The sequence below is a fragment of the Streptomyces sp. NBC_00554 genome, from assembly GCF_041431135.1.
GTDB lineage: Bacteria > Actinomycetota > Actinomycetes > Streptomycetales > Streptomycetaceae > Streptomyces.
In genome coordinates this window covers 8,612,638-8,628,322 of sequence record NZ_CP107799.1, presented here as the reverse complement: position 1 = coordinate 8,628,322, position 15,685 = coordinate 8,612,638, and the positions used below count along the sequence as shown (strand labels likewise).

The 15,685-nt window shown below is 70.6% G+C and carries 18 protein-coding genes; 7 read left to right on the top strand and 11 right to left on the bottom strand.

Going from position 1 to position 15,685, the window contains the following annotated elements:
• Positions 1-75 precede the first annotated feature (75 nt).
• From OG266_RS38095 to OG266_RS38080, 4 genes are all read right to left on the bottom strand, one after another.
• A complete protein-coding gene (locus OG266_RS38095) occupies positions 76-1,275 on the bottom strand; it encodes a sensor histidine kinase (protein WP_371551294.1) in 1,200 nt (399 codons plus the stop codon).
• A gap of 19 nt (positions 1,276-1,294) precedes the next feature.
• Complete coding sequence (locus OG266_RS38090; RefSeq protein ID WP_371551292.1) at positions 1,295-1,972, bottom strand: response regulator transcription factor; 678 nt, start codon at positions 1,970-1,972, stop codon at positions 1,295-1,297.
• A 544-nt stretch (positions 1,973-2,516) separates the two neighbouring features.
• Positions 2,517-2,843 (bottom strand): hypothetical protein, encoded by a 327-nt coding sequence (locus OG266_RS38085; protein WP_371551290.1) that lies wholly within the window; start codon positions 2,841-2,843, stop codon positions 2,517-2,519.
• Positions 2,844-3,310: 467 nt separating this feature from the next.
• Entirely contained in the window at positions 3,311-3,526 is a 216-nt protein-coding gene (locus OG266_RS38080; protein ID WP_371551288.1) for a hypothetical protein, read from the bottom strand.
• Between the two features lie 262 nt (positions 3,527-3,788).
• Between OG266_RS38080 and OG266_RS38075 the strand changes: the two genes are divergently transcribed.
• A complete protein-coding gene (locus OG266_RS38075) occupies positions 3,789-5,189 on the top strand; it encodes a hypothetical protein (RefSeq protein ID WP_371551287.1) in 1,401 nt (466 codons plus the stop codon).
• A 385-nt stretch (positions 5,190-5,574) separates the two neighbouring features.
• On the opposite strand, the gene OG266_RS38070 is transcribed toward OG266_RS38075, so the two are convergent.
• Entirely contained in the window at positions 5,575-5,700 is a 126-nt protein-coding gene (locus tag OG266_RS38070; RefSeq protein ID WP_371553191.1) for a hypothetical protein, read from the bottom strand.
• 118 nt (positions 5,701-5,818) lie between these two features.
• On the opposite strand from OG266_RS38070, the gene OG266_RS38065 reads away from it, so the two are divergent.
• Positions 5,819-6,304 carry a Rieske (2Fe-2S) protein gene (locus OG266_RS38065; RefSeq protein ID WP_371551285.1) on the top strand — a complete coding sequence of 162 codons (486 nt, stop codon included), beginning with the start codon at positions 5,819-5,821 and terminating at the stop codon, positions 6,302-6,304.
• 12 nt (positions 6,305-6,316) lie between these two features.
• Here OG266_RS38065 and OG266_RS38060 read toward each other — a convergent pair whose 3' ends face one another.
• Entirely contained in the window at positions 6,317-6,967 is a 651-nt protein-coding gene (locus OG266_RS38060) for a cysteine hydrolase (protein WP_371551283.1), read from the bottom strand.
• A gap of 128 nt (positions 6,968-7,095) precedes the next feature.
• Here OG266_RS38060 and OG266_RS38055 point away from each other — a divergent pair, with 128 nt between their 5' ends.
• Positions 7,096-7,560 (top strand): pyridoxamine 5'-phosphate oxidase family protein, encoded by a 465-nt coding sequence (locus OG266_RS38055; RefSeq protein ID WP_371551281.1) that lies wholly within the window; start codon positions 7,096-7,098, stop codon positions 7,558-7,560.
• A gap of 14 nt (positions 7,561-7,574) precedes the next feature.
• On the opposite strand, the gene OG266_RS38050 is transcribed toward OG266_RS38055, so the two are convergent.
• Complete coding sequence (locus tag OG266_RS38050) at positions 7,575-8,477, bottom strand: LysR family transcriptional regulator (RefSeq protein WP_266468058.1); 903 nt, start codon at positions 8,475-8,477, stop codon at positions 7,575-7,577.
• A gap of 74 nt (positions 8,478-8,551) precedes the next feature.
• Here OG266_RS38050 and OG266_RS38045 point away from each other — a divergent pair, with 74 nt between their 5' ends.
• Entirely contained in the window at positions 8,552-9,493 is a 942-nt protein-coding gene (locus OG266_RS38045) for a DMT family transporter (protein ID WP_329548870.1), read from the top strand.
• Between the two features lie 29 nt (positions 9,494-9,522).
• On the opposite strand, the gene OG266_RS38040 is transcribed toward OG266_RS38045, so the two are convergent.
• Complete coding sequence (locus OG266_RS38040; protein WP_371551278.1) at positions 9,523-10,854, bottom strand: aminotransferase class I/II-fold pyridoxal phosphate-dependent enzyme; 1,332 nt, start codon at positions 10,852-10,854, stop codon at positions 9,523-9,525.
• Positions 10,855-10,877: 23 nt separating this feature from the next.
• On the opposite strand from OG266_RS38040, the gene OG266_RS38035 reads away from it, so the two are divergent.
• A complete protein-coding gene (locus OG266_RS38035; RefSeq protein WP_371551276.1) occupies positions 10,878-11,579 on the top strand; it encodes a pyridoxamine 5'-phosphate oxidase family protein in 702 nt (233 codons plus the stop codon).
• Positions 11,580-11,737: 158 nt separating this feature from the next.
• Here the strand turns inward: OG266_RS38035 and OG266_RS38030 are convergent, their stop codons facing one another.
• The 3 genes from OG266_RS38030 to OG266_RS38020 all read right to left on the bottom strand — a co-directional run bounded on the left by OG266_RS38030 (position 11,738) and on the right by OG266_RS38020 (position 14,621).
• Positions 11,738-12,709, bottom strand: a complete 972-nt coding sequence (locus tag OG266_RS38030) for a DMT family transporter (RefSeq protein ID WP_371551274.1) — start codon at positions 12,707-12,709, stop codon at positions 11,738-11,740.
• Between the two features lie 206 nt (positions 12,710-12,915).
• Complete coding sequence (locus OG266_RS38025; RefSeq protein ID WP_371551273.1) at positions 12,916-13,941, bottom strand: DMT family transporter; 1,026 nt, start codon at positions 13,939-13,941, stop codon at positions 12,916-12,918.
• Between the two features lie 131 nt (positions 13,942-14,072).
• Positions 14,073-14,621 (bottom strand): Clp protease N-terminal domain-containing protein, encoded by a 549-nt coding sequence (locus OG266_RS38020; RefSeq protein ID WP_371551270.1) that lies wholly within the window; start codon positions 14,619-14,621, stop codon positions 14,073-14,075.
• A 198-nt stretch (positions 14,622-14,819) separates the two neighbouring features.
• On the opposite strand from OG266_RS38020, the gene OG266_RS38015 reads away from it, so the two are divergent.
• On the top strand, positions 14,820-15,008 hold the full coding sequence (locus OG266_RS38015) for a hypothetical protein (RefSeq protein ID WP_266468038.1): 189 nt from the start codon (positions 14,820-14,822) through the stop codon (positions 15,006-15,008).
• Between the two features lie 211 nt (positions 15,009-15,219).
• Positions 15,220-15,648, top strand: coding sequence for an SRPBCC family protein (locus tag OG266_RS38010; RefSeq protein WP_266468035.1), 429 nt, complete (start codon positions 15,220-15,222; stop codon positions 15,646-15,648).
• Positions 15,649-15,685 lie beyond the last annotated feature (37 nt).

The window sequence follows — 15,685 nt, the reverse complement described above, 5'->3', positions numbered from 1 at the left end:
TGGACGGCTGCGGGTTCGTGATGACTCGTCGCGCCCCACGCGGCGAGGCCGCACAACGTCACAGCCCCGCACCCCTCAGTGGGTGGCCGGCAACCTCACCGTGAAGCACGCTCCGCCCAGCTCCGGCGCCGTCCCGACCGTCACCGTGCCCCCGTGCGCGGCCACCAGCTCGGCCACGATCGCGAGGCCCAGGCCGGCTCCGCCCTCTCCCCTCGCGCGGGACTCGTCCAGGCGTACGAAGCGTTCGAAGATCCGGGCCCGCTCCCCCTCCGGCACCCCGGGGCCGTCGTCGTCGACGTCCAGCCGTACGGTTGCGCCGACCTCGCGGAGCGTCAGGGCGACCCGGGAGCGGGCGTGGCGGGCGGCGTTCTCGCCGAGGTTGCGGACCACGCGGCGCAGGCCGTCCTCATCGCCCAGGACCCGCCCGGCCGAGACCCCGCTACTGTCGACGCGCGGGCCATCCTGCCGTTCCCGCAGCCGCCGAGCCTCCTCGAAGACCAGGTCGTCCAGATCGACGGGGCGCCGCGGCGGCCGGATCGCGTCCTCGTCGGCGCGGGCGAGGAGAAGGAGATCCTCCACCAGGCGCTGCATGCGGACGGCCTCCTCCAGGACCGTCCCTGCCAGCACCCCGGCATCGGCGCGCCCCGGATGGGCGAGGGCCACCTCGGCGTGCTGCCGGACCGTGGCGACGGGTGAGCGCAGTTCGTGCGAGGCGTCCGAGACGAAGTGCCGTTGCGCCGCCTCGGCGCGTGCGACCCGCCGCAGCGTCCGCCCCACGGCGGCCCAGGTCGCGGCGGCTGCCAGGGCCAGCAGCACGGGCAGGCCGATGAGCAGCATCCGGGTGACCGTGGAGGTGGCCTCGGCGACCCCGGCGGGTGTACGGCCGTCCAGGACGGTCAGGCGCCGGTCGCCGTCCCGCGCCGCGACCGCCACCACCAGGAACGGGTCCTCGTCGATCGGGGTGTCGACCTCGGTGCTGCCGCCGGACCGGAGCCGAGCCAGCGCCGGGAGTCCCTCAATGTTCGAGCTCGCCGCGACAACCGTCCCCCGCTGGTCGACGACCTGCAGGAACTCCTCGTCGGGGTCGGCCACGCTGACCTCGGGCACCCCTCTCCCCGCCTCGATCACCCGAGCCACCTCGCCCGCGCGGGTCCGCGCGGCGTCCCGCACGTCGTTGCTCAGCTCGACCCGCAGCCCGAGCACCAGGGCGGCGCCTCCGGCGATCAGCGCGAGCCCCACTGCCAGTGCGGCGATCACCGTGGCCCGGATGCGCACAGTCCGCAGGCGCCGCCGTTCACCCGCCATCCGGCACCAACCGATATCCGTGCCCCCGCACGGTCCGCAGGGAGTCCCTCCCGAAGGGACGATCAACCTTGTTGCGCAGGCGCCGCACATACACCTCGACGATGTTCGGATCGCCCTCGAAGTCGTCGCCCCACACATGGTCGAGGATCGTCCGCTTGCTGACGGACTCGCCTGTCCGCCGCATCAGGAACTCCAGCACGGCCAACTCCCGTGCCGTCACCTCGACCTGACGCCCGGACCGGGTCACCGTGCGCGCGGCCGGATCCAGCCGCAGGTCGCCCACCGCGAGCACCGCGGGCCGCTCGCGTGCCTCCCGCCGCAACAGCGCCCGCAGCCGGGCGAGCAGCACGGCGTACGAGACGGGCTTGGTGAGGTAGTCGTCGGCGCCGGTGTCGAGGCCCTCGATCTCGTCCCACTCGCCCTCCTTGGCGGTGAGCATGAGGATCGGCGTCCAGTTGCCCTCACCACGCAGCGTCCGGCAGACCCGGTAGCCGTTGAGCCTCGGCAGCATGATGTCGAGGACAATCGCGTCGTACGCGCTCTCACGCGCCATCCACAGCCCGTCCACCCCGTCGAGCGCCACGTCCACGGCGAATCCCTCGGCCTCCAGACCGTCCCTCAGCCCGGCCGCGAACCGCTCCTCGTCCTCGACGATCAGCACGCGCATACGGTCCACGCTACGGGAGCCCCGGGCGGTGACAAGCGGGAGTGGAAATGCAGGCGGAGCAGTGTGGCCCCGCCTTCGGAGCCCGGATGGCAGTGCCGCTCGAGTCCGACATGACCCTTGACCTCACACAGTCCCCGCGTCACATTCCTCGCTCCACATCGAAAACAGAGGCGCCCCCGCCCCATCGCTTCCGAGGGAACAACACGGCCTCCCGCCCCATCCCCGACCTGGCTGGGGCGACCTGCCATATCCACGCCTGCGGCCCCGCGAAGGCTCGCTCCAGCCCGAAGAGTCCGAGTTGCTCGCCGGTGCTCGCCCGGCATCGGGGGGAGCGGCCGTATCCGGCAAGCCGCTGATGCCAGAGGTCAGGGACGAGAACTGATTCGGCTCCACCAACACCCGCCACCGCCTCATCGATGCGGCCGATTCGTCCTCGCGTCCGGCCCGGCTGCCACGAATCACCAGCTATGGACACGGCCATCGGCTGGAGCCCTGACCGGCGCCGCACCTGGCAACGGGCGCGGTCCGATGCAGCGCTCCGGGATCAGTCCTTGTCGTTCGGCTCGTCTCCGCCGTCCACCTGACTGCCGAGGACCTTGAAGTCCTTGTCCAGGTGTACGTCGGCCTGCTTGCCGTTGTCGAGCGTGACCTCGACCTCGTAATAGCCCTCCTCGTCGCCGACCTCGGAGTCCGTCACCTTGCCTTCTCCGGTGTACGCGAGTGCTGCGGCGCTCGCCTTCTCCAGCGCAGGCCCCGAGATGGGTGTCTCGTTGTCGTCAGCACCGGTCGTTGCTACAGCGATGCCGGTACCACCGCCGATGAGGGCGGCCGAGAGCCCGGCCCCCACGATCCAATTGCCCTTGCGCTTCATGCCGCATCCTCTCGCCGCATCCTCCGGCCGCTGCGTGCGGCCGAGCTGACTGCCTCAGGGTGCGACAGGCCCGCTGAACAGACGCTGAACCAACCTGAACGAGCGGTCAGCCTCCGAGGCATGTCGGATCGCCTCGCGCCGGACCGGCACGCCGAGCACCACCAGCACGGGAAACAGGCCCAGCCACACGGTCAGGAGCCGGTGGCCGAGGACAGCGGGGGCTGCCCTGTATGCCGACAACCGTCAGCCCGAGGGCAAGTGCGACAACCAGGAAACCGTCTCCGCCCGGGCTGGGCAGGAGCAGGGCGGCAGGGCACGGCGCAGCAACTGGCCGTTCGGCCGGCCAGGAAGGTCCCACAGCATCGCCACAGTCACAGCGGTCAGTGCGTCGCTGACCTCGTCCCGGGTCTTCGCCGCCCTGCCAGGCCAGTGTGCCTGCGCGTACTGGGTCGCGAAGGCGTACCAGCTCAGCTGAGACGGCCCCTGGGACCGTGCGCCGAGCTGTTCCCCTGGGCCAGGCCCACGCGGATGGCTCGCACCAGCTCCGCACCGAACTCGCCCGCCAGATCCGCGACCGCGCAGTCGCGGTCCTGCCGTCCCTCACCCTGCAGCTGTGCTGGAGATCGGCCCGCCGGCTGCTCGGGGTCCGGTGTGGCACCGTTGTGATGCTCGTTCGGGTCCATGCCCGCCTCCTTCTCATCGGCGGGGGCATGACTGCCCGGCTCATCCACTCGAACATCCCCCGGGACGAGGGCACTTGGGCGGTTCCCAGTTGACGAGTGCGGATTGTCGGACGGTCGGCATGGCTTCTGTCATCGCTGGTCATACCCGGTCCCAGTGTGGCCAGTTCTGCACCATGGCTCACCATGCGCACTTGTATGCGCCCCGATGCTCCGAATTACCGTTCACGGCTGGCCAGGGCACGCGGACACCGTGGGGGGACGCATGGCAAGAACCGCGCGACAGATCCTCAACGAACTCAGCCTCCAGACGAGCATCCACGTCCGTTCGACAGCGGACCTGGTGGAACACGCAGGGAAAGCGGCGACAGCCATCGACGCACAACGGCGTGAGAAGGGCCAGGAGTCGGGGCGCAGAAAGCCCGATCTGCAGCCCGTTACCCGGACCGAGTGCGGCCGGACCATCGAACTGACGCCATGGCGGGTACTGCATGCCGTAGCGCGCGGCTACGCGCTGGCCGGCCAGGGAATGGCGCGCGGACTCGCCGAACACTGGCAGAGCCTGAAGTACTGCGAGGCCGTGCACGGCGACCGGGCGGGAGCCGTGGAGCTCACCGTCAAGGGCCGCACGCCTGAGCGCAGGTACAAGGCCATGCAGTCCCAGGAGTTGGGCGTCGGCTTCGGACTCGCGGTGGCAGAACACATCGTGAAACGGCAGTACCCCGACCGCGTGGTCTCGGTCGTGGACACGAGCACGGTGCTGCGGGCCGGCTGGGCCTTGGGCGGCTCGGAACGCTCGAAGGGCTCACGGCCCCGGCCGGACTACCTCATCGAGGCATGGAAGCCCGGCGAGCCGTCGATCGTCACCTTCGTGGTGTGCAAAGGAAACCACCAGAAGCCGAGCAAGCGGACCAGCCGTTCCCGCAGCACCACGGCCCGGCAGCTGGCCAGGGGCTCCGAGCTGGCCGAGGGCATGCAGATCGGCCCGTGGAACACCGTGCAGTGCCTGCTGCTCTCCACCGAACTCATGGGCCAGGGCGGAGTCGTCGTCAACGCCCTGCAATCCCCCGGTGAAGCACTCCTTCCCGAGCGCATTCCCGGCGCACCGCGAAACGCCGACCTCTCGGCGGAAGACAAGAGCGGAATCCCTTACCCCAACGCGATCCGCATACCCGCCCACGAGGGTAGGAGGGCACGGACCGCCGACGGATTTCAGGTATCCGATGAGGACCTCGCCTGGTTCGGACAACTCCTGGCCCGCACCGGGAGCGCCGGCCTGACCGCATTCGCCGGCGGAGGACCCCGGACAGCCCAGTACCTGACGAAGGGCCAGGGCCGACAGCATTACGACGTGCCCGCCTTCGCCGCCACGTCCAGCGTCCACGACGCACACATCATGATCGGCGGCACTAAGTTCGTCGGCACCGATCACGTCTTCCGCATGGAGACCGTACGGATCGAAGCATTCTCCGGCATGGCCGAGGACCTGTACGACTTGATCAGCAACGGGCGCATCGAAGAATACCGGCATGCCGCGTACAAACTCCGCTCCGACTGGAACGGCACGAATGCAGCCAGACACTGGAACGGCCCGATCTCCGTCCACGAGGACGGGACCGTCATGGCCCTGAGCGTCCTACCCATTCGCAGAAGGCGCCCGCTCTGAAACACCCTCCTGGCACCCACTGCGCCCATCGAGCAAACGATCCCCGGTTGGCCGAACCGGGGGTCGCGTGCAGCAGGACTCCGTCCCCTGGCCAGCGCTCTTCCACGTTGGGCAGGCTCGAAGATGCCAGTGAGAAGGCCGCCCTGCTCGTGCATGCCGTGGCATCCGGGAGTCACGCACGGCGAATACCGCACCCGCTTCAAAAGCGCGAACACCGGGCGCACTGACCCCCTCCCTCCGCGCTCCCTTGGAGAGAATCTGGGGAGTACGGGCGGCGCTGGGGAGCGCGTGGGGAGAATCGGCTGCGTAACGCGGCGCACCCCTGAAAGACCCCGAAAGACCCATCTGGGCAGGTCAGAGGCGCGGACGACTGGATTACTGCAGGTCAGCGCCACCCCGTAGACAACTTCATGACGTACGTACCGAGATCGTCGGCCTCGACGAGCCCCGGCAGCGAGCCGCCCTCACGCAGGGGCGTGATGTAGCGGGTCGCGATGACTTCCTTGAGCATCGCCCCAGGCTACTGGGATCTCGATCGCGTCAAGAAGCGCGCTCGCCCTGAACAGCACCCGTACCCGGGCCGTACTCCTGTACGGATCAACATTACGTACGGTGAAGGGAAAGTCAGCATGATCAGCGAATCGCTCCAGTCCGTATCGGCACCGTCCCGCCGCACAGTCGTGGCGGCGGTCGGCGCGGCAGGAATCGCCGTCGCGCTGACCGCCTGCGGGTCGGAGGACGATTCCTCCGGCTCCTCCGGCTCTTCGGACGTGCAGGACAACAGCAGTGCGGGTGCCGCCGGGGAGGACACCGCCACGGCCGGCGGGGGCACCGTAATCGCGAAGACCTCGGACATCCCCGAGGGCGGCGGCAAGGTCTTCGAGTCCGAGGGTGTGGTGGTGACCCAGCCTGCGGCGGGCACGTTCAAGGCGTTCTCGTCCAAGTGCACCCACCAGGGCTGTGCCGTGAAGGGCATCGCCAACAACGTCATCACCTGTCCGTGCCACAACAGCCAGTTCTCCGCCGAGGACGGCAGCGTGACGAAGGGCCCGGCGACGCAGCCCCTGGCCGCCGCGAACATCACGGTGGACGGGGACTCGATCACGCTGGCGTGAACAGGACCGGGATCAAGCCCGCGGAACGCGCCGCGGCCGCTTGAAAACGGCCAGCAGATCGTCGGTCGACGTGATCACGGCGACCAGGGCCAGCGTGTTGCGGATCATCGCTGGGGTGTAGTCCGAGGGCACCCCGGCGATCGCGTCCGCGGGCACCACGGCCGTGTAGCCGCGGTTCACGGCGTCGAACACGGTGTTGGGGATGGCCACGTTGGCCGAGACGCCGGTCACCACGAGGGTGCGGCAGCCCAGATTCCGCAGCAGCGCGTCGACTTCGGTGCCCGTGATCGGCGACAGCCCGTGCAGTCGCCGTACGACGAAGTCCTCTTCGGCGACCTCGATGGGCGGCACGATCCGCACCGCCGTGGTCCCCGTCAGCTGCTGGACCGGGAGCCGCTCGGCCGCGCGGAACAGCCTGGCGTTGCGATTGGCGCCCCGGCCGTCCGGGCGGCGCTCGGCGATCGCGTGGATGACCTGCACCCCGCTCTCGTGCGCGGCGGCGACCAGCCTCGCGACGTTCGCCAGCGCCCCCGACGACCGTGCCTCCTTGGCGAGTTCGGGCAGTGCGCTGTCCTGCCCCACGACTCCCTGCTGGCACTCGACGGTGAGTACTACCGTGGTGGCGGGGTCGAGGAGCTCACTGAGCTGTTCGTACGACGGCATGGCTGCCCCTTGTCGTCGAGGGTCGGGGCGGGCGAGCGTAGCGACCATTGCGTGGGGACGGAAGACGCCCCATGCTTTTCTGACGCAATGTCAGAGGATCTCTGTCGACGTAGGGGAAGAGGGACCGCATGGCCGTAACTCAGCGCAGGGGTCGGAAGATCATGATGACACCCGGCGAGCTGGACGAGTTCCTCACCACCCAGCGCACCTGCCGCGTCGCGACCGTGTCGAAGGACGGCGTTCCGCATGTGAGCGCCCTGTGGTTCGCCTGGGACGGCACCTCGCTGTGGCTGTACTCCGTGGTGCGCAGCAAGCGTTGGGCGGAGCTGCGCCGCGATCCGCGGATCGCGGTGGTGATCGACACCGGCGAGGAGTACGGGGAGCTGCGGGGCGTCGAGCTGTCCGGCACGGCGGATTTCGTGGGCGAGGTCCCCCGCACCGGGGAACTGCGTGCCGAACTCGACGTCCCGGAGACCTTGTTCGCACGCAAGAACTTCGGCCTCGAGGAGATGCCGCACGACGGCCGCCACGCATGGGCGCGGCTGACGCCGACGTCGATCGCCTCGTGGGACTTCCGGAAGCTGCCGCAGTAGTAGGACCCGTCCGCTCAGGAGACCGCTTTCCCAGCTCTGCGCAAGGCCTCGACCGCCGCTCTGATGGAGGGGCGGCGGTCGGCGTCCGCCCGCCACACGACGTAGACATGTCGCCGCACCCGCTGCCGCAACGGCACCGTGACGACTCCCTCGGGCATCGGATGGCGCCCGAGCAGCGGCGCCACGCACACCCCGAGCCCCGCGGCAACCAGCCCCAGCTGCGTGTGGGTCTCCGCGGCGCGATGGGCGATGTGCGGCTCGACGCCCTTGGAGCGGAGCGTGAACATCAGCCACTCGTGGCAGAACTCGCCCTCGCCCCACGTGATCCACTCGTCGTCGGCGAACTCGCCGAGGTCCACCTCCGCACGGCCCGCGAGCCGGTGACCGACCGGCATCGCCACATCGGCCGGGTCGTCGAGGATCGCCGCCTTCACCAAACCGTCGGGCAGCGGCATCGGCTTGTTGTACCAGTCGAGCACAACCGCCAGATCAAGATCGCCGCGCACCACCCCGGCGACCCCGGCCTCCGGCTCCAGCTCGCACGAACGCAGCCGCAGCCCGGGATGATCGGCACGGAGAGCGGCGAGCACGGTGGGAAAGAGCCCCCGCGCGGCCGTCGGGAACGCGGACAGCCGCAGCTCGCCCACCACTTGCCCCCGCTGTGCCTCCAGGTCGGACTGGGCCAGTTCGACCTGGGACAGGATCCGCGCGGCATGGTCGGCGAGCAGCCGTCCGGCGTCGGTGAGGCGCACCCCACGCCCGTTCTTGGCGAGCAGCTGCTGCCCCACCTCGCGCTCCAGCTTGGACATCTGCTGGGAGACGGCCGACGTCGTGACGTGCAGTCCGTCGGCCGCACCGCTCACCGAACCGTGCCGGGCGAGGGCGTCGAGGGTGCGCAAGCGCTCCAGATTCAACATGTAAGCAATGCTACGAGATATCGATCCAGAAATCTCGCTTGTACTACGAGATCGTTCTGCCCCATCGTGGGGTCATGACCACCGCTGCCACTCCCCGTCCCGGCACCCTCACCCCGACCGACGCGGCCCCCCGCCGCCGAACCGCCCTGGACTGGCGGATCCGCTTCGGTGTTCTCTCCCTGATCTGGGGCTTCAGCTTCCTGCTCATCAAGGTCGGTACGCAGGGCTACGCGCCGTTCCAGGTCACGCTCGGCCGGCTGGTGTTCGGGACCGCGGTGCTCGCGGCCGCGATGGCGGTGAGGCGGGAGCGGCTGCCGCGCGGTGCGCGGACCTGGGCGCATCTCACGGTCGCGGCCTTCCTGCTCAACGCGCTGCCGTTCTCCCTCTTCGCCTACTCCGAGCTGACGATCCCCTCGACGCTCGCGGGCATCTGCAACGCGACCTCGCCGCTGTGGGGCATGGCGCTGTCCCTGGTCGCCCTCTCCGAGGACCGGCCGACCAGGCGCAGGGTCGCGGGCCTCGGCATCGGCTTCATAGGCGTCCTGACGGTCCTCGGCGCCTGGCAGGGCTTCCAGGGCCTGGACGCCACGGGCACGGTGATGGCCCTGATGGCCTCGCTGAGCTACCCGATCGGCTGGATCTACGTCCGCCGCACGCTGGCCGGCTCCGGCCACTCGCATCTGTCGATGACCGGCGCCCAGTTGCTGCTGGCCAGCGTCCAACTCGCCCTCATCACCCCGCTGTTCACCACACTGCCGGACCACTTCCCGCTCGTCCCGTTGCTCGCGATCGCCGCCCTGGGCACCCTCGGCACGGGCCTCGCCCTGCTCATCCAGTACGGCCTGGTCGCCGAGGTCGGCCCGACTACGGCCCAGATGGTCACGTACTTCATCCCGGTCATCGCCACCGGCGCCGGCGTGGCGATCCTCGGCGAGTCGCTGGCCTGGTCGACCCCGGTCGGCGCGGCGATCATCCTGGCGGGCGCGGCGCTGACCCAGGCCAAGGGGCGCCGATGACTCGGTGGTGATGACTCAGCGGTGACGGCTCATACGTAGCGGCGTGCGGGTCCGGGGCCGACGGCGGAGGCGACCGCGTCCGCCAACGGCTCGATGTCGCCCGGCGTGAGGGGCGAGACGGTGATCCGCAGACCCGGCGGCGCACTCATCCGGAAGCGCGCCCCGGGCGCGACGGCCCACCCGGCGTGCAGCAGCCGCGCGACCGCCCCGGTCTCGTCCGGGACGGGAATCCACACGTTCATTCCACTGCGCCCGTACGCGGTGACACCCCGCTCCCCGAGAGCGCCGATCAGCGCGTCGCGCCGCCGCTCGTACGAGGCCGCCACGGCCTGTGCGTCCACCGCGCCGCTGGTCCAGAGGTGGACGACCGCGCGTTGCAACAGGTGGCTGACCCAGCCGGGGCCCAGCCGCTGCCGCCCGTGGACGCGGTCGACGGTGACGGGGTCCCCCGTGAGGACGGCGAGCCGCAGGTCGGGCCCGTACGCCTTGGCGACGGAGCGGACCAGGACCCAGTGGCGGGTCGTACCGGCCAGCGGATGCAGCGGCAGGTCGACGATCCGGTGTCCATGGTCGTCCTCGATGAGCAGGGTCCCCGGGTACTCCTCGAGCACGGAACGCAGTGCACGCGCGCGTGTGGCGCTCATGGCGGCGCCGGTCGGGTTCTGCGCACGGTCCGTGACGACCAGGGCCCGCGCACCGGCCTCCAGTGCTTGCCGTACGTCGTCGGGGACCGGGCCCTCGTCATCGACACCCACGGAGACGACGCGCAGCCCGAGCGCCGGCACGAGGTCGAGCAGACTGCCCCAGCCGGGATCCTCGACGGCGACCGCGTCCCCGGGTTTGAGGTGGGTCACCAGCACGCGCTCGATGGCGTCGAGCGACCCGGAGGTGACGACGACGGGCCCGTCGGGCACCCCGTCGGCGTCGAGTTCGGCACGCGCGAGCCGCGCCAACTCCGGTTCGACGGCGGCCTCCCCGTACATCACGGGTTCACGGTCCGACCGCTCCGCCGCCGCCGCGAACGCCTCGGCGAGGCCGGGCAGCAGTGCGCGATCAGGGTTCCCGTCGGCCACGTCCCGTACGCCGTCCGGCACCTCGACCCGAATGTATTCGCGTCCCGTCGTGGCCGGCTTGGAGCGGATACGACTGCCCCGGCGGCCCGCGGTCTCGATCACCCCGCGCTCCCGCAGCGTGCGGTACGCGGCCGCGACGGTGTTGGGATTCACTCCGAGCTGCTCTGCCAACTCCCGCATGGGCGGCAGCAGTTGACCCGGCTCCAGCTCGCCTGACCCCACCGCACCCTCGACGCTCGCGGCAATCTCAGCTGCGCGACGCCCTTCGATCCGATACTCTCCTAGCACAAAGCAGAGTATGCACTAATACAATGGAGAACGCAATGCCGGAGACGAGCACTCAGCCTGGGACGCCGCAACCCGCTGCCTACACCCCGACCGACCGCACCGTCCCCACCCGATCCGCGAAGCGCGCCGCGTACGACCACGAGTCGGTGCACTCGATACTCGACGAGGGCTACGTCTGCCACCTCGGCTTCGTCCGCGACGGCGCCCCGGTCGTACTCCCCACCCTGTACGGACGCGTCGGCGAGCGCCTCTACGTGCACGGTTCGACCGGCTCGCGCCCCCTGCGGATGACCGGCCAGGCCGATCCCGGGCTGCCGGTCTGCCTGACCGTCACACACGTGGACGGCCTGGTGCTGGCCCGGTCCGCCTTCCACCACTCGATCAACTACCGCTCCGTGGTGGTGCACGGCATCGCCCACCAGGTGACCGACCCGGACGAGCGGCGGACGGCCCTGGACGCACTCGTCGACCACGTCGTCCCCGGGCGCTCGCAGGACTCGCGCCCCGCCAACGCCAAGGAGCTGGCGGCCACCGCCGTGATCAGCCTCGACCTCAACGAAGTCTCCGCGAAGGTCCGCACCGGCGGCCCGAACGACGAGCCCGAGGACCTCTCCCTGCCCTACTGGAGCGGAGTCCTCCCCCTGGCCAAGGGATATGGCGCCCCCATTCCCTCGACGGACCTCGCCGCCGAAGTCGAGCTGCCGGACTATCTGGCATCGCGTTGATGCCGATCCTCTGAGGGAGCGGATCTCGGACGGGGCGCCTGGAGGATGGGGTGCGCGCTGGAGCAGCGCGCCCCACTCCGCACAATCCCGCGCGCACGTGTCCCGCACGCGCCCCCCAGCGCACGCGGGACACGGCCGTCCCGAACCGCCGCCCCGGGTCAGATCAGTACCTTTTCCCCCACCCCTCCTTCCAGCGTCCGCCGCTCGGCCGCCGCGCGCCGAGCCTCCGCCACCGCGAGCCCAGCGACCGACCCCAGCATCAAAGAGGTGCCCACGAGAGTCGCCGCGGTGAGCCGTTCGCCGAGCAGTGCGACGGCCAGTACGGCGGCGCTCACCGGCTCCAGGAGCATGACTACGGAGACGGTGGCGGACCGGACCACGGCGGCCCCGGCGAAGTACAGGCCGTATGCCAGGGCCGTGGGGACGGCGGCGATGTAGGCCAACAGGGCGAGGACGTGCGCCGGTTGGGCGGTGTGCGGGACCAGACCTTCGACCAGGCCGAAGGGCAGCAGGCAGGCGGTGGTCACCGCGAAGGCCCAGACGGTCGTATGGGAGGCGTCGGGCCCGCCGTCGCGGCCCCACCAGCGCGTGAGCAGGGTCATCAGGGAATATCCGGCCGCGGACACGACCGCGAGCACCACGCCCCAGGGGCGCACTGTCGCACCTCCGCTGCCGAGCACCAGCACCGCGAGCCCGCCCAGCGCCCCGGCGACGGCGGCCAGCCCGCCACCGCCGAGCCGCTCACCCATGGTCAGCCGCGCGCCGAGCGCGATGAGCACGGGCCCGGCGCCCAACGTGACGACGGTCGCCACGGCAAGGCCGGTCGCCTCGACGGCGGCGAAGTAGGCGGTCTGGAAGACGGCAAGTCCCAAGCCCGTGACGCCGATCCGCAGGACCTTTCGGTTGAGCGGCTCGCGCACGGCGGGCCTGACCCGGCGGCGCGGCAGGCGCACGGCGAGCAGCAGGACGAGTCCGCCCGCGCAGCGCCAGAAGGACAGGGCGATCGGCCCCATATCACTGGCCCGGTAGACCAAGGACGCGGCCGCGCCCGCGGTGCCCCAGGCGGCACCGGCGACGATCAGATAGAGAAGGCCTCGCCCGATGGGCAGACCGGAGACGGCATTCGACACGTGTTCTCTCCGCAGATGTGCAGAAGTTCAGGAAGGGACCACGTCGCGGCCGGTGCGCGGCGGCACCGGCGTACGGGAGGGTCCTCGGACTTCATCTGCGGGCAGCACCGTTCCGCCCGGCGGATCGGCCGGGCGTGGATTCCGGAGGCCCGCCTCAGGCGGCCGGAGGCGGAAGAACGAGTGCGTCCGAATGCATGATCAACACCCTAGACGGCGCTCCCTCGGGCCGACAACTCCCTTTCGGAGCCGTCTGGACCGTCCTGTCCCACGCCTCCGGCGACCGCTCCCTCTGAGGCCTTGGCCGGCGCCGACGACTGCGCGATGAACGCACCGACGAGCACGACCGCGCCGCCGACGATCTGCGGCGCCGAGAGGTGCTCGCCGAGCAGCACCCAGGCGAGGACGGTCGCGATGACCGCTTCGAGGCAGGCCACGACGCCCGCGACCTGCGGCGAGAGCCTGCGCACGGAGAGCACCCCGGTGACGTAGGCGACGACGGTGGCGATCAGCACGATCCAGCCGAGGAGCAGCGAGGCGGCGACGGCGGTCCCGTTCATGTCCGCGGTGCCCCCGAGCACGGACCAGTCCATGTTCCAGGGGCGGGCGACGACGGTCAGCACCAGGGCGCCGACGAGCAGGCCGTACGCGATGACTCCGAGCGGGTCGGGCGCTTCGTCGCCCGCGTCGCTGCCCTGGTCGGACAGGACGAAGTAGCCGACCTGGCAGCAGGCGGCACCCAGCGCCAGCAGCAGTCCGACCATGTCGAAGCTCAGCCCCGACCACACCTCGACCACACAGGCGAGCCCGCCGACCGCGAGGACGACCCCGAGGGCCGCGGCCCGCGTCACAGGCCTGCGCTGCACGAACCGCACCCAGCCGAGCACGAGCGCCGGCGCGAGGTACTCGACGAGCAGCGCGACCCCGACGGGGATCCGGGAGATGGCGGCGAAGTAGCAGGCCTGCACACCGGCCACGGCGAGCAGCCCGAACCCGGCGAGCAGCGCGGGGCGGCTTCGCACCAGGGCTCGGTGACGTACGGCCAGCGGCAGCATGAGAAGCGCGGCGCCCGCGACCCGCAGCCACACCACGTGGAGCGGATCCAGACCCGCCTCGATCAACGGCTTGGCCGCGACACCCGATCCACCGAAAGCAACCGCCGACGCGAGCGCGAGGCCCAGGCCGACGCCCCTCCCCCGGTTCCCCTGACTGCCCTGAGACGTATGCACCGGCACATGATGACAGGCAACGACATGAGCGTCACCCCCGATGACACCTGTCTCAACGACTGGACGCCGACCCGAGGCGAGAGCAAGCTCCCGGGCCCCAGCGCGCTGCCGTCAACGCACGGGCCCGTCCGCCGGACTCAGCACCCGGAGTCGCCCCCACCCGCGTACTCGTCGAACCCGGCCTCGATCCGCGCCAGCAGCTCTCCGGCGTCGACACCCGCGCGCCCGAGCACCTCGACGGCCCGCGACTGGGGATCTGCGACGACCGCGGCAAGGAGATCGAGACCGCAGGCCCGCAGGTCATCCCGTAGAACGGCCCGCTCGCACGCGTCCTCCATGGCGCCGGCCGCCACCGGGGACCAGCCCGCCTCGGCCACCATCGGTACGGCACCGGAGTCCTCGACGGTGCTCTGCCAGCGCAGCCCGTAGCCGATGCTGCGCTGCACGAGGTAGCCGAGCAGCCGGGCGACCTGCGGCCCGCTGTCGAAGACCGCGCGCACGTCGGGGTCGGATTCCAGCAAGGAGTGCAGCAGATGGGCCGTGTCGATCTGCCGGTCCCCGTCCCTGAGTGCTCTCCTGCGCGCACCGGAGACCACCGAGGCCAGCTCGTCGCTGAGCCTGGCATCGAGTTCGGCGCGGTACGGGCCGCTCTCGGCGGCGGGCTGCTGGGGGATACGGGATTGCACAACCCCTACCTCATCAGTCCCTGCGAGCCGGGTCATCCTCGGCGGGCAGCATTTTCGCGTCCGACAGAAGGTGGGCATGGATGCGCTGGTTCTCCTCCTTACGGATGACATCGCGCCGTTTCATCCCAGGGGCGCGCGCCGCCTTGCTTCACGCCCGGCACGCAACCGCGGCGCCTCCGGCGCTCGTCCCTCAGGGACATGGAAAGCAGGTGCTGGCTGGTGGCCCTGCCTGCGGTCGACGGCAGGCAGTACGTGTACCGGGTGTACGCCCCCGAGGACGCGCTGCTCGCCGACCTGTTCTGGGAGGCGTGGCACTGCCACGACGAAGGACCGTTCCCGCGCGCGTGGGACCTGTTCGACGCGGCGGTGATACAGCGGCTGGGCTGATCCCTCGCGCTGTACGGCCCTCGCACTGCGCGGCCCCCGCAACTGCGGCCCCTGCCCTGCCCGGCGGCCTCTTGAGCCGTTTCCGCCGTCTCCGCCGCCTCCTCCACAATTCCTGACGGTTCATCAGTATTGAATGTTGACGGACCTGAGGCTACGTTCCGCGACACCGTAGCTGCGCCGGGCGCAGCGCCCGACACAAAGGGGTGGTCGCATGGCCGAAGTCAGCGCGGAAGCACGCATCGAGGCGCCTGCCGAGAAGGTCTGGGCGCAGCTCACGGACTTCTCCTCGTACGGCGAGTGGAACTCGACCCACACCAGCTTCCCGAAAGGCGGCCCCGCCTCACTCGAGGTCGGCGCCACCTTCGAGGAGAACATGAAGCTCATGGGCTTCCCCGCCGAGGTCAACTGGACCATCGACGAACTGGAACCCGCCCGCACCCTGGCCATCCACGGCAAGGGCCCGATGGCGGTGAACGTCAGCACGCGCTACACCCTGACCCCCGACGGCGACGCCACGACGGTTCGGATCGACGGGGAGTTCACCGGTGCGGCCGTCTCCCTGATGGCGGGCAAGCTCAAGGACTCGGCGACGGCCGCTCTCGACGAGTCGCTGCGCAAGCTCGCCGGGCTGGTGGCCTGAGCGCACCACTGCCGCACACGGAGAAGCGCCCCGCGGA

Coding starts and splice junctions, on each gene's coding strand:
- OG266_RS38050 (WP_266468058.1), bottom strand. CDS start 8,477: ATGTTGAATCTGGAGCGCTTGCGCACCCTCGACGCCCTCGCCCGGCAC.
- OG266_RS38090 (WP_371551292.1), bottom strand. CDS start 1,972: ATGCGCGTGCTGATCGTCGAGGACGAGGAGCGGTTCGCGGCCGGGCTG.
- OG266_RS38075 (WP_371551287.1), top strand. CDS start 3,789: ATGGCAAGAACCGCGCGACAGATCCTCAACGAACTCAGCCTCCAGACG.
- OG266_RS38085 (WP_371551290.1), bottom strand. CDS start 2,843: ATGAAGCGCAAGGGCAATTGGATCGTGGGGGCCGGGCTCTCGGCCGCC.
- OG266_RS38055 (WP_371551281.1), top strand. CDS start 7,096: ATGGCCGTAACTCAGCGCAGGGGTCGGAAGATCATGATGACACCCGGC.
- OG266_RS38080 (WP_371551288.1), bottom strand. CDS start 3,526: ATGGACCCGAACGAGCATCACAACGGTGCCACACCGGACCCCGAGCAG.
- OG266_RS38035 (WP_371551276.1), top strand. CDS start 10,878: ATGGAGAACGCAATGCCGGAGACGAGCACTCAGCCTGGGACGCCGCAA.
- OG266_RS38010 (WP_266468035.1), top strand. CDS start 15,220: ATGGCCGAAGTCAGCGCGGAAGCACGCATCGAGGCGCCTGCCGAGAAG.
- OG266_RS38045 (WP_329548870.1), top strand. CDS start 8,552: ATGACCACCGCTGCCACTCCCCGTCCCGGCACCCTCACCCCGACCGAC.
- OG266_RS38065 (WP_371551285.1), top strand. CDS start 5,819: ATGATCAGCGAATCGCTCCAGTCCGTATCGGCACCGTCCCGCCGCACA.
- OG266_RS38070 (WP_371553191.1), bottom strand. CDS start 5,700: ATGCTCAAGGAAGTCATCGCGACCCGCTACATCACGCCCCTGCGTGAG.
- OG266_RS38060 (WP_371551283.1), bottom strand. CDS start 6,967: ATGCCGTCGTACGAACAGCTCAGTGAGCTCCTCGACCCCGCCACCACG.
- OG266_RS38015 (WP_266468038.1), top strand. CDS start 14,820: ATGGAAAGCAGGTGCTGGCTGGTGGCCCTGCCTGCGGTCGACGGCAGG.